Below are 18,901 nucleotides of genomic sequence, written 5' to 3'. Positions count from 1 at the left end.
TAAATGCATTTAGAAAGAATCCAATATCCTACTAAAAGTTTTAGCCACTATTGGCAACAGCCTCATTGGAAAACCGAACTGTCAAAACTTGGACACTTGCCTGAAAAAGATGAGATTTTGGCTTTTTCAAAATATTATTTGCAAAGTGATGACTTAGGCGAATCTGTTATTAAAGAGCTTCTGCCTGATTTTTCACATGGAGAACTTTTTGGATTTATTAACCAAGCAATAGATAAACCTGAATTGGCTATGGAATATCCATACACCAGCCAATTGCTCAAAGAATGTCTAAATTTTCCAGAATGGGTAGACGCAGATAAACTTGAAGATGGAGCTGCTTTCGCTCGCAGATCAGGCGTTTTGGGCTTATTGGTCCTTCGTAATTTTAGTTTAATGGGCGGCTATGAGTCTTCAGCAGTAAACAAACCCTTGGTTTTTACCTCTGAACTTAAAAAAGTTGCAGGCAAAAGAATTTCAGAAACTACGGAGTTTTGGGTTAATGTAATTGAGGAAAATCTTTTTAAATCGGGCACGAAAGGAATTGGCTTAATTCTAAAAGTAAGGTTGGTTCATGCGATGGCCAGACATTATATTCTTAAAAATCCAGCGTGGAATCCACAAGCTTGGGGTTTACCGATAAACGCCGCAGATATGATGGCCACCAATCTGGGTTTTTCTTTACTATTTATGATAGGATTAGAAAGATTAAACTATAAATTAAGCACAAAAGAAGAAGAAGGTTTTTTTCATTTATGGCGATTTATAGGCCATTATCAAGGCATCCCTTCAGAGCTTCTGCCACACAATAGACAGGAAGCTGTTCGGCTTCTTTATATCTGGACGATGACCCAGCCAGAAGGTGATGCAGACGCTATTGCACTTGCTCAATCGCTTTTAAATATCCCCAAAGAGCCACAGTTTTCAGGCACAAAATTTCAAAAATGGATTATTTACGAGGCTAATTTATCTTTTAATCAGTTTTTTCTTAGCAGAAATTCTTGCAGAAATTTAGGACTGCCCAAAAGTAGACTTCCATTTTTTCCATATATTTCAAAATTTATGGTTAAATTATTAGCTTTTAAATATAGAAATAATAGAATAGGCTGGGTAAAAATAGCACGCGAGATTCAATTGGAAATAAAAGAAAAAGCAATGAAGGACTACGGTACTTTTGGTAGGAAATAACTATAATACAGGGCAAGATTCTCTTTGATCTCTATTTTTAAATTCAATAATTCTCAAAAAAAGCAAAGTTTTCTCAAAAAATAATACTTAAATAATATGCAATTTTAGTGTATTTTTGAATTAGACCGTATGTTTGTGTCAAGCAGTCCTTAAATTAAAATGTTTTTTTAGAAATTAACGTACATCTGAGCGTAATTAAATGAGATGTAAATAAAGTTTATTTCGGCCTAGGGAATGTTACAAAAGACTTAATGTATTTATCAAAAGTATAATATGAATTTGTTGTTTTTTTTACAAATTTCTGCCACTATAATTAGCTCAGGGCCAGATTCTAGTATTAATAAAACCAATTTACTTAACGAGGTAGTTGTTACTGCTAACCGTTCTGAAAGTAGGATTTTTAGTATACCTGCGACCATAAGTTCGGTAAATAGTAAATACATCGAAAGTCATTTGTCTCGCACTACACCTGAGATATTAATGGGAACAGCAGGTGTTTTTGTTCAAAAAACCAATCATGGTGGAGGCTCGCCTTTTGTTCGTGGCCTCACTGGTAACCAAACCTTATTGTTAGTTGACGGCATAAGGTTAAACAACAGTACGTTTCGCTATGGGCCCAACCAATATTTCAATACGATTGACCCTTTTTCGATTTCAAAAATCGAGGTATTGAAAGGTGAAGGTTCAGTGGCTTATGGCTCTGATGCTCTTGGCGGTACAATTCAGGTATTTACCAAAGATCCAATATTTTCTTCGGGTTTTCATGGGAATGTTTATGGTCGCATGGGTACGCAAAACATCGAACAAACTGGCCGAGCCGAAATCTCTTATGGCTTTAAAAATGCAGCAATTATGGCTGATTTTACTAGAAGAAATTTTGGAGATTTGCCGGGCGGAAAGAATACTGGAATCCAAAAAAACTCGGGATATGGAGAGCAAATGGGCAATTTCAAGTCGATATTTAAAATCAAAAAAGGCATATTGACCTTGGCCCATCAATATTTTGAGGCTAGCGACGTGCCTGTTTACCACAAAATCCAATTAGAAGATTACAAGGTAAATCAGTTTACGGTTCAAAAAAGAAATTTAAGCTATGCCAAATATTCAGTAAAAACAAAAAGCTTATTATTTGAGCAAATAAATACAACGCTTTCAAGGCAAAAAACCAACGAGAAAAGAGAAAGTCAGAAAAATGGAGCACCCAACTTAACGGAAGAAAATGACCAAATAGGTACTACAGGGTTGAATATTAATTTTCAGTCGAATTTTTCTAAAAATTGGAAGGCGAGCAGTGGCATTGAAGCTTATCATGATGTGGTGCAAAGCGATAAAAAACTACATTTAGCCAACCCTTCAAACCCAAGCAGAGGACTGTATCCCGATGGATCTTCGGCGTCAAGTTATGCAGTTTATAGCTTACATAGCTACACCATAAACAAATGGAGTTTTTCTGTTGGCCATAGATTTAATATTATTGACCTAAGGATAAAAGACGAAACATTGGGGACGAGCGAATTAAACTTTAAGTCTGCAGTTCCAAGTATCGCTATTTCATATTTTCCGAACACCAATTCGCATTCCTATTTTCGGTACAATAGAGGTTTCAGAGCACCTAATATTGATGATATGGGAACACTCGGAATTGTTGATTTTAGATATGAAATACCTGCCTATGATTTGAAGCCTGAGTTTGCTGATAATTTTGAGTTAGGATATAAATTCCAATCAAATCCTATTGCCATTACAGGCTCAATATTTTACAATAAACTGAGTAATCTTATAACCAGAGTAAAGGTTGATGAGCAAGTGATAAATGGCTACCCCGTCTATATCAAAGAAAATGTGGAATCCGCTAGTTTAAAGGGCTTTGAATTGGATTTGGAAGGAAAAATCAACAAATCTCTGAAGTATTTCGGAAATCTAACTTATACTTATGGCCAAAATATTACCAAAAATGAGCCATTAAGAAGAACACCACCGACTTTCGGCAGAACTGGAATTGAATTTTCAAAATCCAATTTTGTTTTAAGGCCAGAGTTTCTATTTGCTTCTGCACAAAAAAGATTGGCCTCTGGAGACATTTCTGATAATAGAATTGGCCCAGAAGGTACCGCTCCATGGCAGATACTAAACGTATTTAGTTCTTACTCTTGGAAATCTATTAGCCTAAATTTAGCCCTCCAGAACCTCGGAAATGCAGATTACAGACTGCATGGTTCTGGCATAAATGGCGTAGGCAGAAGTGCTATCTTAGGCTTGAAATTGTCTTTTTAAAATAAAGCACATTCACAACAGTGAATTTATTTATCTTAAAGAAATTAGACCCTTTCAAACTTTTCTTAATAATTCAAATCGTAGTGGAGATTAGGATTTTGTTTCCGTTGATCAAAAAGGCCTCCCTATAATTTATATCGGCCTTGGTTTTATTTTTCAATTCCTATAAGCTCTCAAATTTCTTTAAAATGGGTTGTGAATTAAATTTTTCGCTTAAATATTTTTTGATTTTTATAATTTCGAAAAATAATCAGAAAAGCTAATTTGTATTGAAAGGATAAATTTGCTTCTTGAATCTGAAAAGATGGAGCTGCAATTACTGCTTTAACCTTAAAGCAGTCTGGGCAAAAATTTATTGGTCTATTTAGCTTAAAAAATATAAGTTACTGATTATCAATCATTATATTTCATTTTTTCTCTGAGCAATTTGACTTCCGCAGGTGCAATTTCAGTTGATTTATTATTGAAATTCTGTCTTATGTAGGATAAAACGGCTGCAATATCTCTATTGGATAAAAAGCTGTGACTTGGCATTATTGCATTGTATTTTTTCCCTTTTACGGTTATTTCTTCGTTTAGCCCATTTAGTAAGATATTTATTAATCTTGTCTTGTCGCCAGACACATATTCTGAGTTATCGAGAGGAGGGTATCTTTGCCCATCTCCTTTACCATTTTTGGAATGACAGGTTACGCAATAAGTGGTATAAATGCGTTCTCCGTCTGTCATAGCACCCGATTTAAGTTTGTCTTTTTTTTCATGGGGGTTGCGAATGTGGGAGCTTTGCTTTCTTTTCTCCATTTTGGCTAATTCTTTCTTGCCAAACCTTTCTTTATTACCTTGGTATTTTATCTTCCAGATTTTGCCTTTTTGCGAATCGCTAATAAACAAAGAACCATCAGAACCCTGAGCCAAGCCCATTGGTCTGTACTTTGCGTCCATAGTGTTTACTATGGCATCAGAACCTGAAAAACCATCAGCAAAGACTTCCCATTTCTGAGAAAACTCCCCATTTACATAAGGGACAAAAGCCACAAAATAACCGGCTTGCGAATAGGGTGAACGAATTGTCGAACCATGGAAGGCAATAAACGCCCCATTTTTGTAATGTTCCGGAAATTGATCTCCTGTATAAAATAGAATATCGTTTGGAGCCCAGTGCCCTGGAAATCCAATAATAGGTTGTTCGTATTTATCTCCATTTCCGGCTTTTATCCCGTCGCCACCGTATTCCGGATTCAGCAGTTTTTTCTTTTGTATCGGATCGTAATAATAATAAGGCCACCCGGCATCGGTTCCTTCTTTTACCCGTAAAAATTCTTCTCCTGGTAAAACAGCACTTTGCCATTTGCTATATAAATCGGGCCAAGTGCGGTGGAGGTCGTCACGACCATGCTGCACTACATACAATTGCTTATCGACCGGATTCCAGTTGATAGCCACCGCACTGCGAATACCAGTAGCAAAATGTTTCCCGTTTTTGATGGTTTGATTGGGAATATTGGGGTCGAAAACCCAAACACCTGCATGCTCTGCCAGTTGTGGGCAAGGGTATTGTCCCGGCTCTCCGGGCACTCGGTCTTTTAGTTGACAAACATCTCCCGGTGAGCCATAAGGCACGTACATCATGCCCTTATCGTCAAAAGTCAAAGGCTTGGCCGTATGATTATATCCATGGGGATCATTTTTAAAATCATCGGTAAGAATAAGCTCCACATTTTTATCGGGAAGCAATTGCCCTGGAATTAATTTACATCGGAATATTTGACCTGAAGAGCTGTAATATAAATAGCCCTTGTGTATTCGCATGGCCGTGCCGTAATTAGACGGATCTTCATAAACGCTGAAATATTCTATGATTTCCGCCTTGCCATCTCCATCGGTATCCCGCATGGCTACATTGCTCCCTTTTTTATAAGAGGCTCTCAATTTTACATAAATGTCGCCATTTGAATTTACAGCCAAATGCCTAGCAGAACCAATACTATCGGCTACTACTATGGCCTCAAAATTGCCAGGAAGCATCAAGCCTCCGTTTTTCTCTGGAGCAAAGGTTTTTGGTGCAAAGGTAAAATGGACAAAAAATGGTAAAGCGGCCAGAAAAAATACTCTTCTATAATTTAGCTTCATTATTCTAAAAAAAAGAAATGGAAGAATTATACACCTTCTAAAATCAAACAGCTTTTTGGAACTCCTCTTTCAATCGTTTTGCTACTTTTGCATCTTCTCCCGGATTCATCATCCAAGTAGTCATGCTGATGTGGTTCTCACCGTTATTCACAATTTCAATCGATGGGCTACCATTCCTCAGGTTTTCTTGCAATTGTTTGGAGCTAATTTTTACTTTAGCCGGATCCCATTCCACGTGTAGTGTTGGAGTTATATTTCCCAGTTTAGGAATCCTTATGTCAGTAGTAAGTCCTGGAAAAGTACTAATAGCTTTAGAAATAGTGGCCACACGTCCTTCCCACATTTTCCAATCGGCTGCATGATCGTGCTTAACATAATGGTCTAATGCCACATACATTCCAACGACTTCTTCTTTGTTGACTTTCATACCGCGACCTATGGTAGACCCTCTAGGTGGCATTGATAAGCGGGCCGCATCTATGAGGTTTTTCTTTCCCATCAACAGTCCTGCACTTTGTGGACCACGCATGGCTTTTCCTCCAGAAATACATACTAGATCAAAACCCATGTCATTAAACTTCCATAAATTAGAAACCGGAGGCACGTCAGCAGCGATATCGATCATGGTGGGAATATTGTGTTTTTTTCCTAAAGACACCCATTCTTCATGTGTAATTTTCCCTTGATCTGATTGGATATTCAAAAACCAAAGCAGTGCTGTTTTATCATTGATTGCCTTTTCTACTTCTTCTTTGGTTTCCACAAAAACCATTTTGCAACCTGTGTTGGTAAGTGCCTGCGAATATCCCACATTATGCCCTTTTTGGATGATAACTTCGGATTTCATACCTGTGCCTTCGAGGTGAGGAATTTGTGCTACTTTTTTGGTATCCATGCCCGATAGTACGCCCGCAAGCCCCAAAGTCATAGCCGAAAAACACCCTGCAGTTACAACAGCAGATTCCGATTTTACCAAAGCTGCTATTTTTTCGCCTACTTTATCTTGAAGGTCATCTAAAAGGCAAAATTCTTTTGAGGTGCTGCGAATAGCCTCTACTACTTCATCTTGCATCAGTGAACCCGTCATAAAGGTATAAGTACCTGCCGCATTAATAAAGGTTCTTACACCTAGCTCTTCAAAGAGGTTTCTTTTTACAGCAAGCTCTTTCGGTGTAATGTCCAGACCATTTACTGACATACCAGCTAAAGGTATAACGCCTAAGTTTTTAAGTAAATCTCTTCTTTGCATATTCTTTTAAATTATATGTAAGCAATACAGTCCATTTCAACCAGCGAATCTCCAGGTACACCACCTTTAGCCACAGCAACCGTAGTACGTACTGGCGGTTTTTTGCCAAACCTACCTTTATATACCTCATTCATGCCTTTGTAGTCGGCGATGTCGTTCAAAAAAACCGATACTTTAAGAACCTTATGCATAGATGAACCCGCTTTAATCAGTTCTTTCTCTAATTCTTTAAGCACATGGTCGGTATGTGCCTTAATATCTCCATCAAAATGAGCTCCTTTTCCAGCTATAAAAACCATTTTTCCCAATTTAGTAGCTCCCGAAAACAAAGGAATTTCATCGTCAGTTTCTACACTAAATACTTCTTTTTCTTCATTGGGCTCAGCTTTGGCAGCATAGCTCATTCCGGTTACAGCTAAAAAAGAGCCTAAAATTTTCTTTAAAAGGGGTCTTCGATTTTCTTTCATTATGTTTATTGTTAAAATTTATAATTAGGTTTTATTTTTTGTAAATAGGATTGGCGATTCCATTCAAATCGTATACAATTCGACCACCTTTTATGGTCATTTCGCATTCGAATTTCTGCTTTCCAGTTACTTTAAAGCCTGTTTTGTCGTAAAAGCCAAAGTTTCCTTCACGCAAATTAAGAATGGCGATATCGGCAATGGCTCCCACACTTAAATGACCCAATTCTTCACGCTGAATCACCTGAGCCGGCTTCCAAGTAGAAGCTTCAATTACGGCGGGCAGTTTCATTCCCATCTGCAAAAACTTCGACATGATATTCAGCATGTCTTTCATACTAGCATTCATACTGCCAGTATGCAAATCGGTACTAATCGTATTTGGAAAAAAGCCTTGCTGCAAGGCTGGCATAGCTTGAGAATAATTGAAACTGGCACCTCCATAACCCACATCAAAAATTATCCCTCTTTTTTGTGCATCAAAAACAAATGGCTTCACTTTTTTACTGACATCATCTACTATAAATTCCCGAACCTTGTTTTCTCCGCTTTCATTGGGTCTGAGGTCTGTATAGGCATGGGTGAAAATGTCCCCAGGCCTTAGGTGATCAAAAAATAATTCTCGGATAGATTTAGGCGGGTTATTTCCTCCAAAATCAATCATAACTGGAATATTAGCTTCTGTACCCGCCTTTACAGCTTCATCCACTGGCTTCCATTCTGGTCCGTTAAAATGGGCTACTTTTAAACCTACCACATAGTCTTTGTATCTTTTGGCAACCATGGCCGTCATTCGGGCATCCATATCCCCCAGGTTTTGCTCGTGCACACCACCCACCATGCCTTCTCCCACAATATTCATGAAAGATAAAACCCGTGTTTGGGAATTATCAATGATGTTTTTCTTAAAAGTGGGAAAAGATTTCCATCCAGCTCCGCCTGCATCTACCAAAGTAGTAACGCCTACACGAAAACTAAAACCATCTGGCATGACAGCAGTAAGCCCATTGCTCAAATAATGATCTGGTTCGGTACCAAAAAACACATGAGCATGAATATCAATAAGGCCAGGTGTAACTAGAAAACCACGTGCGTCAACCACTTGTGATGCTTTAGCGTCAATCGATTTGGCAACGAGGGCAACCTTCCCATCTTTTATGGCAAGGTCTTGTAATCCATCTATACCATTTTTTGGGTCAATTACGCGACCGTTTTTAATAATTATGTCGTAGTCTTGAGCTCTAACATGAGCAGTAATCAGACAAAAACAAACACTTAACGTAACAAGTGTATGGCGACTTAGCCAGCGTTTGGTAAGATAAAAACTCTTCATAAGCGGTACTTATTAAGAATAAATTAAAATTTATTTAAGGTTGAATAGCGTGTTAATGAATTAACTAATAGAAATTTAGGAAAAATATTTAGAAAAGCATAAAAAAAGAAGATTTATTTTTAAAATATTTTAATAATGCTTGCAGAAAGTGTTTTATGAAATTATCCCTATTTGAAGTAATAGGTGTTAGTTAAAAAGAAACACCTATTTCTTAAAATGAAATTGTCTATTTGATTTTTACTTATTTCCGTGCTCAAAAGACGATAGTTCATTTAACAGTGTTTTTTGTCAAAGTTTCAGTTTTTATATTTAACACAAATAATTTAATTGTATCGGTAAATATTTGAACATAAACGGCCTAATTGTATCCTATTACTTAATATTATAGATTGGCCTTGTATCTAAAATCAAATTTTCTAGTTTGTTCTCCTAAATTTATTGTTTGATTTTCGTAAGTTTTGGTTTGAAAATTATTAAATTTAATTAATTTTCAGCTTTAATTTTGTAAGGTAAAAATCTAAAAACAACAGTTATTATATGTTCAAAGCCCTTCTGTTCATTCTATTTGTTCTCTTGCCTTTTTTTGATTTAATAGCACAAAAAAGCGATAGTGTAAAAGTTCAAGAACCATTAAAAGCCTCTGCTAATATCAATATCAACAACAACGGCATCTCCCTTTTTCCAAATTTGACTTATGGAAAACCAGCGGTCATTCTTAATGTATCTTTAGGAAAAAAAGGCATATTTTTTGAGCCTGAGCTACGTTGGGGTTTGAATGGAAAACCGTGGTCTTATATATATTGGATGCGATTCAAAATCAAAAACAGGCAGCATTTTGGGTTTAATGTAGGAGCTCATCCCTCCTATGTGATTCGCCCAAGTACTGTTTCTATAAATGGCAAAGAAGAGCAAAGATATATTTCACAACGATATGTTGCCACAGAGGTAGTGCCTGTATATATTCACTCTCCAAAATTTCAGTTAGGCCTTTATGCTTTGTATTCTAAAGGCCTCGATTCTTATGCAGTCCAAAACAGTTATTTTGTGTCTTTACAACCTCGTTTTCCGCATATAGATATCAGTAAAAAATATTATTTAAGTTTATTTCCACAGTTGTTTTATTTAGATTTGGATGGCAAAAAAGGAACATACATAAACGAGTCACTACGAATAAATAGAAAAGATTGCCCTGTCGGAATATCTTCTATTGTTACTTACAAACTTAAATCCACTATTCCCGGTGACAATTTCGTTTGGAATGTAGGCTTAAATGTCAGATTTTGAAAATGGATAACAAAGAAACTTTAGAGGAATTTTATAAGCGTAAGTTTGATTGGATTCCTGATAGGTTGAAAAACAATATCGGGCATTTCAATGTGTTTAAACATGAAATTGTAGAATCTAGTAAAGCCCGAAATTTACCGTACAAAAGAAGAGATTTTTATAAAGTCATGTATGTGTTGGGAGACATTGAAATTCAATATGCCGACAGAGTGATAAAAGTTAAAAATCAGGCTTTGTTTTTTTCTAATCCACATATACCCTATAAATGTGAAAATTTGGAGCGTATTATTGAGGGTTCCTACTGTATTTTCAATCAGGATTTCTTTCAAAGATTTGGCGATCTAAATCAATATTCTGTTTTTCAACCGACTGGTAATCATGTGTTTGAGCTTACAGAAGAACAAGGTGAATTGGTAAGGCCAATATTTGCAAAAATGTTTGAAGAGATAAATTCAGAATATGTACATAAATATGACGTCCTGCGAAATCTTGTGTTTGAATTGCTACATTTTGCAATGAAAATGGAACCCGCCTCTTTGTTAGAAAAACATATGGGCGGACAACAAATCAAAGCCTCTCAGAGAATCTCCACTATATTTTTGGAATTGGTAGAAAGGCAATATCCAATAGACGAAAACCACCCGAGCATAAAGCTTCGTTCGGCATCAGAATTTGCAGAGCAATTAAATGTGCATGTGAATCATTTGAACAGGGCGGTAAAGGAAATTACACAAAAAACTACAACTCAAATTATAGCTGAAAGGCTACTTCAAGAGGCCAAAATTATGCTTAAGCAAAGTAATTGGAATATTTCCGAAATTGCCTATGCTCTGGGTTTTACCGAAGTTACACACTTCAATAATTTTTTCAAAAAACACTTAGGGATTAGTCCTTCCAAGTTTAGAAACATTTGAGATTTATTGTTTAATTCTTAAATCTTGGAGAAATTTAAATTATTAAATTGAAAAAAAATACATATTTAAAGTATGAAATCCATTGAAATAGTTAAAGTTAAAAAGATAGATCTGCCTGATTTACAGCAAATCGGAAAGCAAACTTTTTTTGAGACATTTTCTTCTGGAAATACTGAAGAGAATATGTCAAAATATTTAGAGGAAGGTTTTTCATTAGAAAAACTTAACAATGAACTCAATGATACAAATGCCGAGTTTTATTTTGCTAAGCTCCAAAGCCAAGTTATAGGTTATTTAAAACTAAATTTTGGTCAGTCACAAACCGAATTGAAAGATGAAAAAGCTCTTGAAATTGAGCGAATTTATGTTTTGAAGGAATTTCATGGAAAAAGTGTCGGCCAATTGCTTTATGACCAAGCAATAAAAATTGCGAAAGATAAACAAGTAGATTATGTTTGGTTAGGCGTGTGGGAAGAAAATCCAAGAGCCATCAGTTTTTATAAGAAAAATGGTTTCGTAGAATTTGACAAACATATTTTCAAATTAGGCGACGACGAGCAGACTGATATTATGATGAAAATGTATTTGAAAGAAGCTTAAAATAGAGATAAAATTAAGTTAAATCACAATTACGTTTATTTGATTTTCGTAACAAATCGTTTGAATATCGTTAATTATTGGCTATTTCTTGTTGTATTTTTGTAAGGTTAAAAACAATTTTATGAAATCAAGAAAATTAGGAAATCAAGGTTTAGAAGTTTCATGTATAGGCTTAGGATGCATGGGAATGAGTTTTTCTTATGCTCCATTTCCATCCGAAAGTGAGTCGATTGCTTTGTTACAAAAGGCAGTTGAAGTAGGCATTACTTTTTTTGATACTGCGGAAGTTTATGGGCCATTTTCTAATGAAGTGTTAGTAGGAAAGGCATTGAAACCATTTAGAAATAAGGTTAAGATTGCCACAAAGTTTGGTTTTAATATTGTTGATGGCAAAATGGCAGGTGTAAATAGCCGACCAGAAAATATAAGAAAAGCTGTTGATGGCTCTTTAAAAAGGCTAGGCATTGAATGTATTGATTTGTTGTATCAGCATCGAGTAGACCCAAATGTACCTATCGAAGATGTAGCCGGAGCTGTTCAAGATTTGATAAAAGAAGGAAAAGCTAAATATTTTGGACTTTCTGAGGCTGGTGCCAATACCATAAGAAAGGCCCATGCAGTGCACCCAGTTTCGGCATTGCAAAGCGAGTATTCCCTTTGGACACGCCAGCATGAAACTGAAATCATTCCAACCATAGAAGAATTAGAAATCGGATTTGTGCCATTTAGCCCATTAGGCAAAGGTTTTTTGACAGGTGCAATGAACAAAGACAGGAAGTTTGAGGCAGGAGATATCAGAGGAGTTATTCCAAGATTTTCGGAAGATGCACGTGTGGCTAACCAAGCTTTGATAGATGTTATTGCAAAATTTGCAGAGCTCAAAAGTGCCACAAATGCTCAAATAGCTTTGGCTTGGGTTCTGGCTCGAAATCCAATGACGGTTCCGATTCCAGGGACAACGAAAATTCATCGTTTAATCGAAAATAATGCTGCTGTCGAAATTGAATTCACAAAACAAGAACTTTTAGAGCTTACAGCTGCTTCGGAGAAGGTTAAAATTATAGGATCTAGATATACAGAGGCTCAAGAAGCTGCAACTGGCTTGTAATGTGGATTTTGCCACTATTTCAAAAAAATGATAATAGAGGTGATTAAATTATTTTTCAAATCGGTTAATGAAAAGTTTCCACATCAAACTAAAGAACTTTATACAGGTTATTGAAATACACAATTTTAGAAATTTAATGCCTTCACAAAAGATAATTTTAACTCTTTTTTTTGTTTTAATGTGCTTTTGGACTCATGTTTCAAATAGATTCACTAACCAACCTTCCATTTCAAATCTTTGCATAGAACATCAAAAATAATCGATTGTTAGTTTTAGTTTTTTATCTGTATTTTGCATAAAAAAACCTTAATAAAATGAAAGAAATGAAATTTGGAAAACTCTTTTTGTTGCTGCTTTTAGTATTTGGAATATTTCAAAAAGGCCATTCGCAAAACCCTCAATCGCGAGAATACACTGCTATAATCGAGGGATTTGATTGGGGACCGATGGTCAATAAAGTTGTGGTTGGACTTAACGCTCCAGCCAAATCAGTTGACATGGCAGATTATTCGGTTTATGCAGAAAGAAGTCATGACTGTGCTGAAGTTCCTGTAGCTGATGCAAAAGGAAATCGGACGGTTATATTTGCTTATGTGTCTGACAGCAAAGGTAGTAGGTTAGAGGAAGGATCATTTGTTACTTTGATATTATACGTTGCTCCTAATCTATCCATCTGTTCAGCTTTGCAATATTCACGAAAAGCAGAGTGTAGAGGCAACCAATGGGTAAACTATAAAATGACGGTTACCAATAATAAAACCAACCAAGTTTGGGACAAAGAAAAAGGAAGGATAATGCCCATAATTGACGAGTTTGATTTATCTGGAAAATACGAATACGAAACGGGTAAATCGCTTACTTATGCCCACTTTATACCTAAAAAATCTGCTTCCAAAGCACCACTTATCATTTGGCTACATGGCGGTGGCGAAGGTGGAACAGACCCAAGTATAGCTTTGACAGCCAATAAGGCTTTTAACTATGCTTCGCCCGAAATTCAAAAATATTTTGGTGGAGCTTATGTTTTAGTTCCACAGACCCCTGGTGCTTGGATGCACGACAAAGATGGCAAAACCCAATCTGGAAATGGAGAAGATGTGTATAATGTAGGTTTGATGGCTTTAATTAAAGAATATGTAAACGCTCATCCTGGAATTGATAAAAAGAGAATATATTTAGGAGGCTGTTCAAATGGAGGTTATATGTCTTTGAAATTGATTTTGAAAGAACCCAATTATTTTGCTGCTGGATATATAAGTGCATTGGCTTATCAATCGCAATATATTACTGATGCTCAGATAAATAGCATAAAAAATGTTCCGATTTGGTTTATTCAATCTAAAGATGATAAAACCACTGATCCTGTTAAAACTGCAATACCCGTTTATGAAAGATTGAAAAAAGCAGGAGCTAAAAATGTTCATTTCAGTTTTTATGAGCATGTGACGGACCTTTCAGGTATGTATGGCGGTGAAAATTATTATTTCAATGGACATTGGTCGTGGATATATTCGCATGCCAACCAATCTCATACCGAATATGACGGATCGGAAGTTTTGCTCAATGACAAACCAACTACTTTGATGGAATGGACGGCCGCTCAGGCTAAGAAGTAATTTGATTAATCAGGGTGGTTTAGCCACCTTGATTTTTTTTATACCTTCCATCTTTAATGATTTCTCGAAAAATGGAAAATATTAAGAAATTGAAATGTATATTCACATTTTAAACCATTCGAAAACATAATTTTCTTTAAACCGCAATGTCCTTTTTCCAAGCCACAGTTTCAAAAAAATACGCCAACAATATAAATAAAGAAGTTTTAAAAACTGCCTATTCTGTATTTAGGTCACATTTCCACAATGCAGATATTCAGGAAAACATCAGAAACAGCAAGGAAGAGCAATATCAAGAAGGTTTTTTTAGAGATTTATTCGTAAAAGTGCTGGGTTACAAACAGAATCCTGAGCCCAATTTTAATTTAATAACTGAAAAGAAAAACGAGAAGGATAGCAAAAAATCTGATGGGGCCATTATCATAAATGGAATTGTAACAGCTGTAATTGAGCTTAAAGGAACCGACACCACAGATCTTGCAAAAATCGAAACGCAAGCATTTGGCTACAAAAACAATCAGGCCAATTGCACCTATGTCATTACTTCAAATTTTGAAAAACTTTGGTTTTATATCGATAACGCCATAGACCATTTGGAGTTCAATTTGTTTACTTTAACGGAGGCAGAGTTCGAACTGCTCTATTTATGTCTTTCGTTTGAGACCATTCAGGCCAATATTCCTCAAAAAATCAAGGCGGAGTCTTTAAGTGAAGAAGACAACATCACCAAAAAACTTTACAAAGATTATTCGCTGTTTAAAAGGGAGTTACATCAAAATCTGGTTCAGCTTAATCCCGAATTTGATGCTCTTACGCTCTTTAAAAAATCTCAAAAACTACTCGATAGATTTTTGTTTTTGTTTTTTGCCGAAGATCGAAATCTCCTTCCACCAAACTCGGTGAGGTTGGTTTTGAACGATTGGCGTGACATCCAGGATAGAGACGAGCATACACCACTCTATAGCAGATTTAAAAAATATTTTGGCTATCTAAATACCGGTTTTAAAGGTAAAAGATACGATGTGTTTGCATATAACGGCGGGCTTTTCAAGCCTGACGAATTGCTAGACGCCATCAGTATCGACGATGAATTATTATTTAGGCATACCCACAAGCTATCGGAATACAATTTTGAAAGCGAAGTAGATGTTAACATTCTTGGGCATATTTTCGAAAACTCTTTGAACGAATTGGATGAAATTCAAGCTCAATTAGAAGGTCAAGAAATAGAAAAGTCGAAAACTAAACGCAAAAAAGACGGGGTATTTTATACTCCAAAATACATAACCAAATACATAGTAGAAAACACCGTTGGTAAACTATGTATTGATAAAAAAGCTGAGTTAGAGCTTAAAGATGAGGACTTTGTAAAGAAAACTGGTAAAGCTCGTGGGCCGTTTTTTGACAAATTGAAAAATTATAGAGAATGGCTTCTACAACTTACAATCTGCGACCCTGCTTGTGGCTCTGGGGCGTTTCTTAATCAGGCACTTGATTTTCTTATTAACGAACACAAATATCTCGACGAACTGCAAGCCAAGTTATTTGGTGATGCCATTTTATTAAACGACGTTTCGAAAAGTATTTTAGAAAACAACCTTTTTGGGGTGGATTTAAACGAGGAAAGTGTAGAAATAGCCAAACTTTCGCTTTGGCTAAGGACTGCACAGCCCAACAGAAAACTCAATGACCTCAATAGTAATATAAAATGTGGCAACTCGTTAATAGACGACCCCGAAATAGCTGGCGAAAAAGCATTCAATTGGAATGAGGAATTTCCTCAGGTTTTTGACAAAGGTGGTTTTGATGTAATTATTGGGAATCCGCCGTATGTGAAATTAGAAACTAATAAGATTTTGTCTGAACAAATATCTAAATTAGGATATGAAACATTCGAAAAAAGAGGTGATTTATATGTTCTATTTGTTGAAAAAGGCTTTGGAATTGTAAAAACTCGGGGAATAGTTTCTTATATAATGCCTAACAAATGGTTACAGGCGGAATATGGCAAATCATTGAGGAGTTATTTTCTAAAATTTCAAATGAATCAACTAATAGATTTTGGAGATTTGCAAATTTTTGAAGGGGCTACAACTTATCCTTGTATTTTTATATCTGAAAAAAAAGATCCTTCTGATTACATACCCATTTCGGTTTTAAAATCTGAAATGAAAAATGATTTTGATTTTAATATTCATCAAAATACGCAAATATTTCCAATCGGTTCCTTCAATGAACAAACATGGGTGATTTCTTCGAATTCAGATAAAGAGCTATTAACCAAACTACAAAATCAATTATTAACTCTTGAAGATTATATAAATGGTGACGCATATTATGGCGTAAAAACTGGTTTATCTGAAGCGTTTTTTATTAATGAATTGACAAAAAATGAAATTATTAACAGTGATTATAATGCTAAGAATTATATTTTTCCTTTTGTTCAGGGCAGAAATATAAGTAGATATTGTCCACTAAAAATTGAAAATTACCTAATAGGTACTTTTCCTGCATTTAAATTAGACATTGAAAATATTCAAGGAATTAAAAATCATTTATTGAAATTCGGTATTCAAAGATTGGAACAAAGTGGCGAAAAAGGTAGTAGGAAAAAAACAACAAATAAATGGTTTGAAACCTCAGATTCTATTAACTACTATGAGTTTTTTTCCAAACCTAAAATAATGTTTCAAACCTTTCAGGTCAAGCCTTGTTTTATTTATGACGAATTAGGTTTGTATTGTAACAATTCAATGTGGATAATTCCAACAGAAAATAAAGCATTATTAGGAGTTTTGAATTCAAAAATGGGTTGGTGGTTGATAAGTAAATTTTGTACTCAAATTCAAAATGGTTATCAGCTTATTTGGAAATACTTTGGACAAATTCCCGTTCCCTCCACAAACCAAGAATTAACAAGTTTAGTAGAAACAATACTTTTTCAAAATAAAAACCTTCAAGAGCAATCGCAAAAATTTCAAAGAACACTTCAACGTAAATTTGAATTAACTGAACTGTCAACTAAGTTAGAGAATTGGTATTCATTGACTTACAAAGAGTTTATTGCTGAATTAGCCAAAAAGAAAATAAAATTAAGTCTTGCAGAAGAAGCAGAATGGGAAGGTTATTTTTCGGTAGAAGCACAAAAAGCCCAATCCATAAAAGCCGAAATAGACAAAACAGACAAAGAAATAGATGCCATGGTTTATCAACTTTATGGCCTTACCGAAGAGGAAATTAAGATTGTAGAGGGGAATTAAAATAACTTCCTTTTTATATTCTGATTTCGGAGATCCAATTTCGATTTTTATAATTGTTAATTTTTTTATTAATTTTTTTAAAAAAATATAGATGAAAACAGTAATAATAAATACAAATTCTTCGGCAAATGCTAGATTGATTTTGGAATTGGCAAAAAAGATGGGAGATACTGGCAAGTTGTTCAAAGTTAATGAATTGGAAGATTTTTTATTGGGAAATATTATGGAGAAAGTGGATAAATCTCAAACCGTTAATACTTCGACTTTCTTAAAGAAATTGAGAGCAAAAATTAGTGAATAATGGAAGTTATTATCACAAAAAAGTTTGAGAAGTATTTGGATAAGATCAACGACAAACCCACATTAATCAAAACTGAATTTTACAATAAGGTAAATTCATTCCTATTTACCTAAACAACCATTCCTAAAATCAAAAATATCAAAAAACCGAAAAAGAATACAGCAGTGTGCCATGCAGTTTCTGCCTCTTCGTGGGCTTCTAAAAGCAATTCTTCGGTTACCAAAAACAAAAGTGCGGATAAACCAAATGAAAGTACCACTTCTATATATTGATGCGAAAGATTGGCCAAAAGAGATGAACCTAAAACTGCACTTAAAAAGAAAATCATTGTCAAACCAAAAATAAGTCCTGCGGTCCTAAATTTGCTTAATTTGTTCTGTCGTAATTCTGTAGAAGTTGCTATTCCTAAAGACAGAAGTTCAAGACTCAAAGCTATTGCAAGCAATAAACCTTCTTTTTTTCCAGCATTGAAGCTAATACCTAGCAAAAGTCCGTCAATAAAAATATCGACACCAACTGCAACTAAGAGACTTATGGGTAATTTGCTATCATTTATATTAACTTTTTCTCCAGTTTTACTTTCCGAAAACCGCTTTATTGCCAACATAGTAATCAAGCCAAGGGAGAATCCAATCACCACCATTACTGGTTCATGCTCTTTTACAATATCTGGCAAAATCTCAACTGCAACCACCGAAAAAACCACCCCAGCAGCAAAATGCAAAATCAAACTTCTTACATTACCGTTTGGCTGACGGATTAATGCAATTATACCACCTAGATTCATGGTGATAACAGGAATTAAGGCAAATAAAGCTATCTGAATTAGAATTTCTGACATGAGATTTTGAATGTTTTTTTTGCAAAAGTAATGGTAATATTTTTATCATTAATAAGTAATTAGATTGAGACAAGGATTTTGTTTTTTTTCTTTAATTCACCTTCCGACATACAAATTAGAAACCACAAATTTTGTTTAAAAAACCTCTTGAAATATTGGGGATATTTAAAAATTAGGTCGTAGTAGATATTATTAATGGACTTGTTTTTATCAAATACTTTTTCAAAGTCAATAAAGTCCTTTTTTTATAAAAACATAAAGCACTCCAAAGTATTTCCAAAACTCAATAAGTGTTTTTTTTACACGAATAAATTTCTGCTTCATGAGCGAATTATCAGATGG

Annotated in this window: 14 protein-coding genes; 9 read left to right on the top strand and 5 right to left on the bottom strand. The window is 35.1% G+C overall.

Annotation, left to right across the window (positions count from 1 at the left end; all coding sequences use genetic code 11):
• Positions 1-3: 3 nt before the first annotated feature.
• Together EGI22_RS21345 and EGI22_RS21340 are read left to right on the top strand one after the other, a co-directional pair.
• On the top strand, positions 4-1,185 hold the full coding sequence (locus EGI22_RS21345; protein ID WP_255070531.1) for an oxygenase MpaB family protein: 1,182 nt from the start codon (positions 4-6) through the stop codon (positions 1,183-1,185).
• A 273-nt stretch (positions 1,186-1,458) separates the two neighbouring features.
• Complete coding sequence (locus EGI22_RS21340) at positions 1,459-3,459, top strand: TonB-dependent siderophore receptor (RefSeq protein WP_255070529.1); 2,001 nt, start codon at positions 1,459-1,461, stop codon at positions 3,457-3,459.
• A gap of 393 nt (positions 3,460-3,852) precedes the next feature.
• On the opposite strand, the gene EGI22_RS21335 is transcribed toward EGI22_RS21340, so the two are convergent.
• Genes EGI22_RS21335 through EGI22_RS21320 form a run of 4 tightly spaced genes read right to left on the bottom strand, consistent with a single transcriptional unit; the run spans position 3,853 to position 8,635 of the window.
• Positions 3,853-5,589, bottom strand: a complete 1,737-nt coding sequence (locus EGI22_RS21335) for a c-type cytochrome (protein WP_255070527.1) — start codon at positions 5,587-5,589, stop codon at positions 3,853-3,855.
• A 43-nt stretch (positions 5,590-5,632) separates the two neighbouring features.
• Positions 5,633-6,838, bottom strand: a complete 1,206-nt coding sequence (locus tag EGI22_RS21330; protein WP_255070526.1) for a PLP-dependent transferase — start codon at positions 6,836-6,838, stop codon at positions 5,633-5,635.
• A gap of 11 nt (positions 6,839-6,849) precedes the next feature.
• A complete protein-coding gene (locus EGI22_RS21325; protein WP_255070525.1) occupies positions 6,850-7,305 on the bottom strand; it encodes a RidA family protein in 456 nt (151 codons plus the stop codon).
• 31 nt (positions 7,306-7,336) lie between these two features.
• The gene (locus EGI22_RS21320; RefSeq protein WP_255070524.1) at positions 7,337-8,635 is read right to left on the bottom strand and encodes an amidohydrolase/deacetylase family metallohydrolase; all 1,299 of its coding nucleotides are present in this window, start codon (positions 8,633-8,635) and stop codon (positions 7,337-7,339) included.
• A gap of 537 nt (positions 8,636-9,172) precedes the next feature.
• Here EGI22_RS21320 and EGI22_RS21315 point away from each other — a divergent pair.
• The 7 genes from EGI22_RS21315 (at position 9,173) to EGI22_RS21285 (ending at position 17,718) form a co-directional block, all read left to right on the top strand.
• Positions 9,173-9,919 carry a hypothetical protein gene (locus EGI22_RS21315; protein ID WP_255070522.1) on the top strand — a complete coding sequence of 249 codons (747 nt, stop codon included), beginning with the start codon at positions 9,173-9,175 and terminating at the stop codon, positions 9,917-9,919.
• A 2-nt stretch (positions 9,920-9,921) separates the two neighbouring features.
• Positions 9,922-10,833 (top strand): AraC family transcriptional regulator, encoded by a 912-nt coding sequence (locus EGI22_RS21310; protein ID WP_255070520.1) that lies wholly within the window; start codon positions 9,922-9,924, stop codon positions 10,831-10,833.
• A 72-nt stretch (positions 10,834-10,905) separates the two neighbouring features.
• Positions 10,906-11,433, top strand: coding sequence for a GNAT family N-acetyltransferase (locus EGI22_RS21305; protein WP_255070519.1), 528 nt, complete (start codon positions 10,906-10,908; stop codon positions 11,431-11,433).
• A 121-nt stretch (positions 11,434-11,554) separates the two neighbouring features.
• The gene (locus EGI22_RS21300) at positions 11,555-12,541 is read left to right on the top strand and encodes an aldo/keto reductase (RefSeq protein ID WP_255070518.1); all 987 of its coding nucleotides are present in this window, start codon (positions 11,555-11,557) and stop codon (positions 12,539-12,541) included.
• A 314-nt stretch (positions 12,542-12,855) separates the two neighbouring features.
• Complete coding sequence (locus EGI22_RS21295; protein WP_255070517.1) at positions 12,856-14,157, top strand: prolyl oligopeptidase family serine peptidase; 1,302 nt, start codon at positions 12,856-12,858, stop codon at positions 14,155-14,157.
• Between the two features lie 146 nt (positions 14,158-14,303).
• Entirely contained in the window at positions 14,304-17,417 is a 3,114-nt protein-coding gene (locus tag EGI22_RS21290; RefSeq protein ID WP_255070515.1) for a DNA methyltransferase, read from the top strand.
• Positions 17,418-17,508: 91 nt separating this feature from the next.
• Positions 17,509-17,718 (top strand): hypothetical protein, encoded by a 210-nt coding sequence (locus tag EGI22_RS21285; RefSeq protein ID WP_255070513.1) that lies wholly within the window; start codon positions 17,509-17,511, stop codon positions 17,716-17,718.
• A 109-nt stretch (positions 17,719-17,827) separates the two neighbouring features.
• Here EGI22_RS21285 and EGI22_RS21280 read toward each other — a convergent pair whose 3' ends face one another.
• Positions 17,828-18,559 (bottom strand): ZIP family metal transporter, encoded by a 732-nt coding sequence (locus tag EGI22_RS21280; RefSeq protein WP_255070512.1) that lies wholly within the window; start codon positions 18,557-18,559, stop codon positions 17,828-17,830.
• Positions 18,560-18,901 lie beyond the last annotated feature (342 nt).

This window comes from Lacihabitans sp. LS3-19 (assembly GCF_024343575.1).
Lineage (GTDB): Bacteria > Bacteroidota > Bacteroidia > Cytophagales > Spirosomataceae > Leadbetterella.
This window is presented reverse-complemented; position numbering and strand designations above follow the sequence as displayed.

Coding starts and splice junctions, on each gene's coding strand:
- EGI22_RS21345 (WP_255070531.1), top strand. CDS start 4: ATGCATTTAGAAAGAATCCAATATCCTACTAAAAGTTTTAGCCACTAT.
- EGI22_RS21340 (WP_255070529.1), top strand. CDS start 1,459: ATGAATTTGTTGTTTTTTTTACAAATTTCTGCCACTATAATTAGCTCA.
- EGI22_RS21335 (WP_255070527.1), bottom strand. CDS start 5,589: ATGAAGCTAAATTATAGAAGAGTATTTTTTCTGGCCGCTTTACCATTT.
- EGI22_RS21330 (WP_255070526.1), bottom strand. CDS start 6,838: ATGCAAAGAAGAGATTTACTTAAAAACTTAGGCGTTATACCTTTAGCT.
- EGI22_RS21325 (WP_255070525.1), bottom strand. CDS start 7,305: ATGAAAGAAAATCGAAGACCCCTTTTAAAGAAAATTTTAGGCTCTTTT.
- EGI22_RS21320 (WP_255070524.1), bottom strand. CDS start 8,635: ATGAAGAGTTTTTATCTTACCAAACGCTGGCTAAGTCGCCATACACTT.
- EGI22_RS21315 (WP_255070522.1), top strand. CDS start 9,173: ATGTTCAAAGCCCTTCTGTTCATTCTATTTGTTCTCTTGCCTTTTTTT.
- EGI22_RS21310 (WP_255070520.1), top strand. CDS start 9,922: ATGGATAACAAAGAAACTTTAGAGGAATTTTATAAGCGTAAGTTTGAT.
- EGI22_RS21305 (WP_255070519.1), top strand. CDS start 10,906: ATGAAATCCATTGAAATAGTTAAAGTTAAAAAGATAGATCTGCCTGAT.
- EGI22_RS21300 (WP_255070518.1), top strand. CDS start 11,555: ATGAAATCAAGAAAATTAGGAAATCAAGGTTTAGAAGTTTCATGTATA.
- EGI22_RS21295 (WP_255070517.1), top strand. CDS start 12,856: ATGAAAGAAATGAAATTTGGAAAACTCTTTTTGTTGCTGCTTTTAGTA.
- EGI22_RS21290 (WP_255070515.1), top strand. CDS start 14,304: ATGTCCTTTTTCCAAGCCACAGTTTCAAAAAAATACGCCAACAATATA.
- EGI22_RS21285 (WP_255070513.1), top strand. CDS start 17,509: ATGAAAACAGTAATAATAAATACAAATTCTTCGGCAAATGCTAGATTG.
- EGI22_RS21280 (WP_255070512.1), bottom strand. CDS start 18,559: ATGTCAGAAATTCTAATTCAGATAGCTTTATTTGCCTTAATTCCTGTT.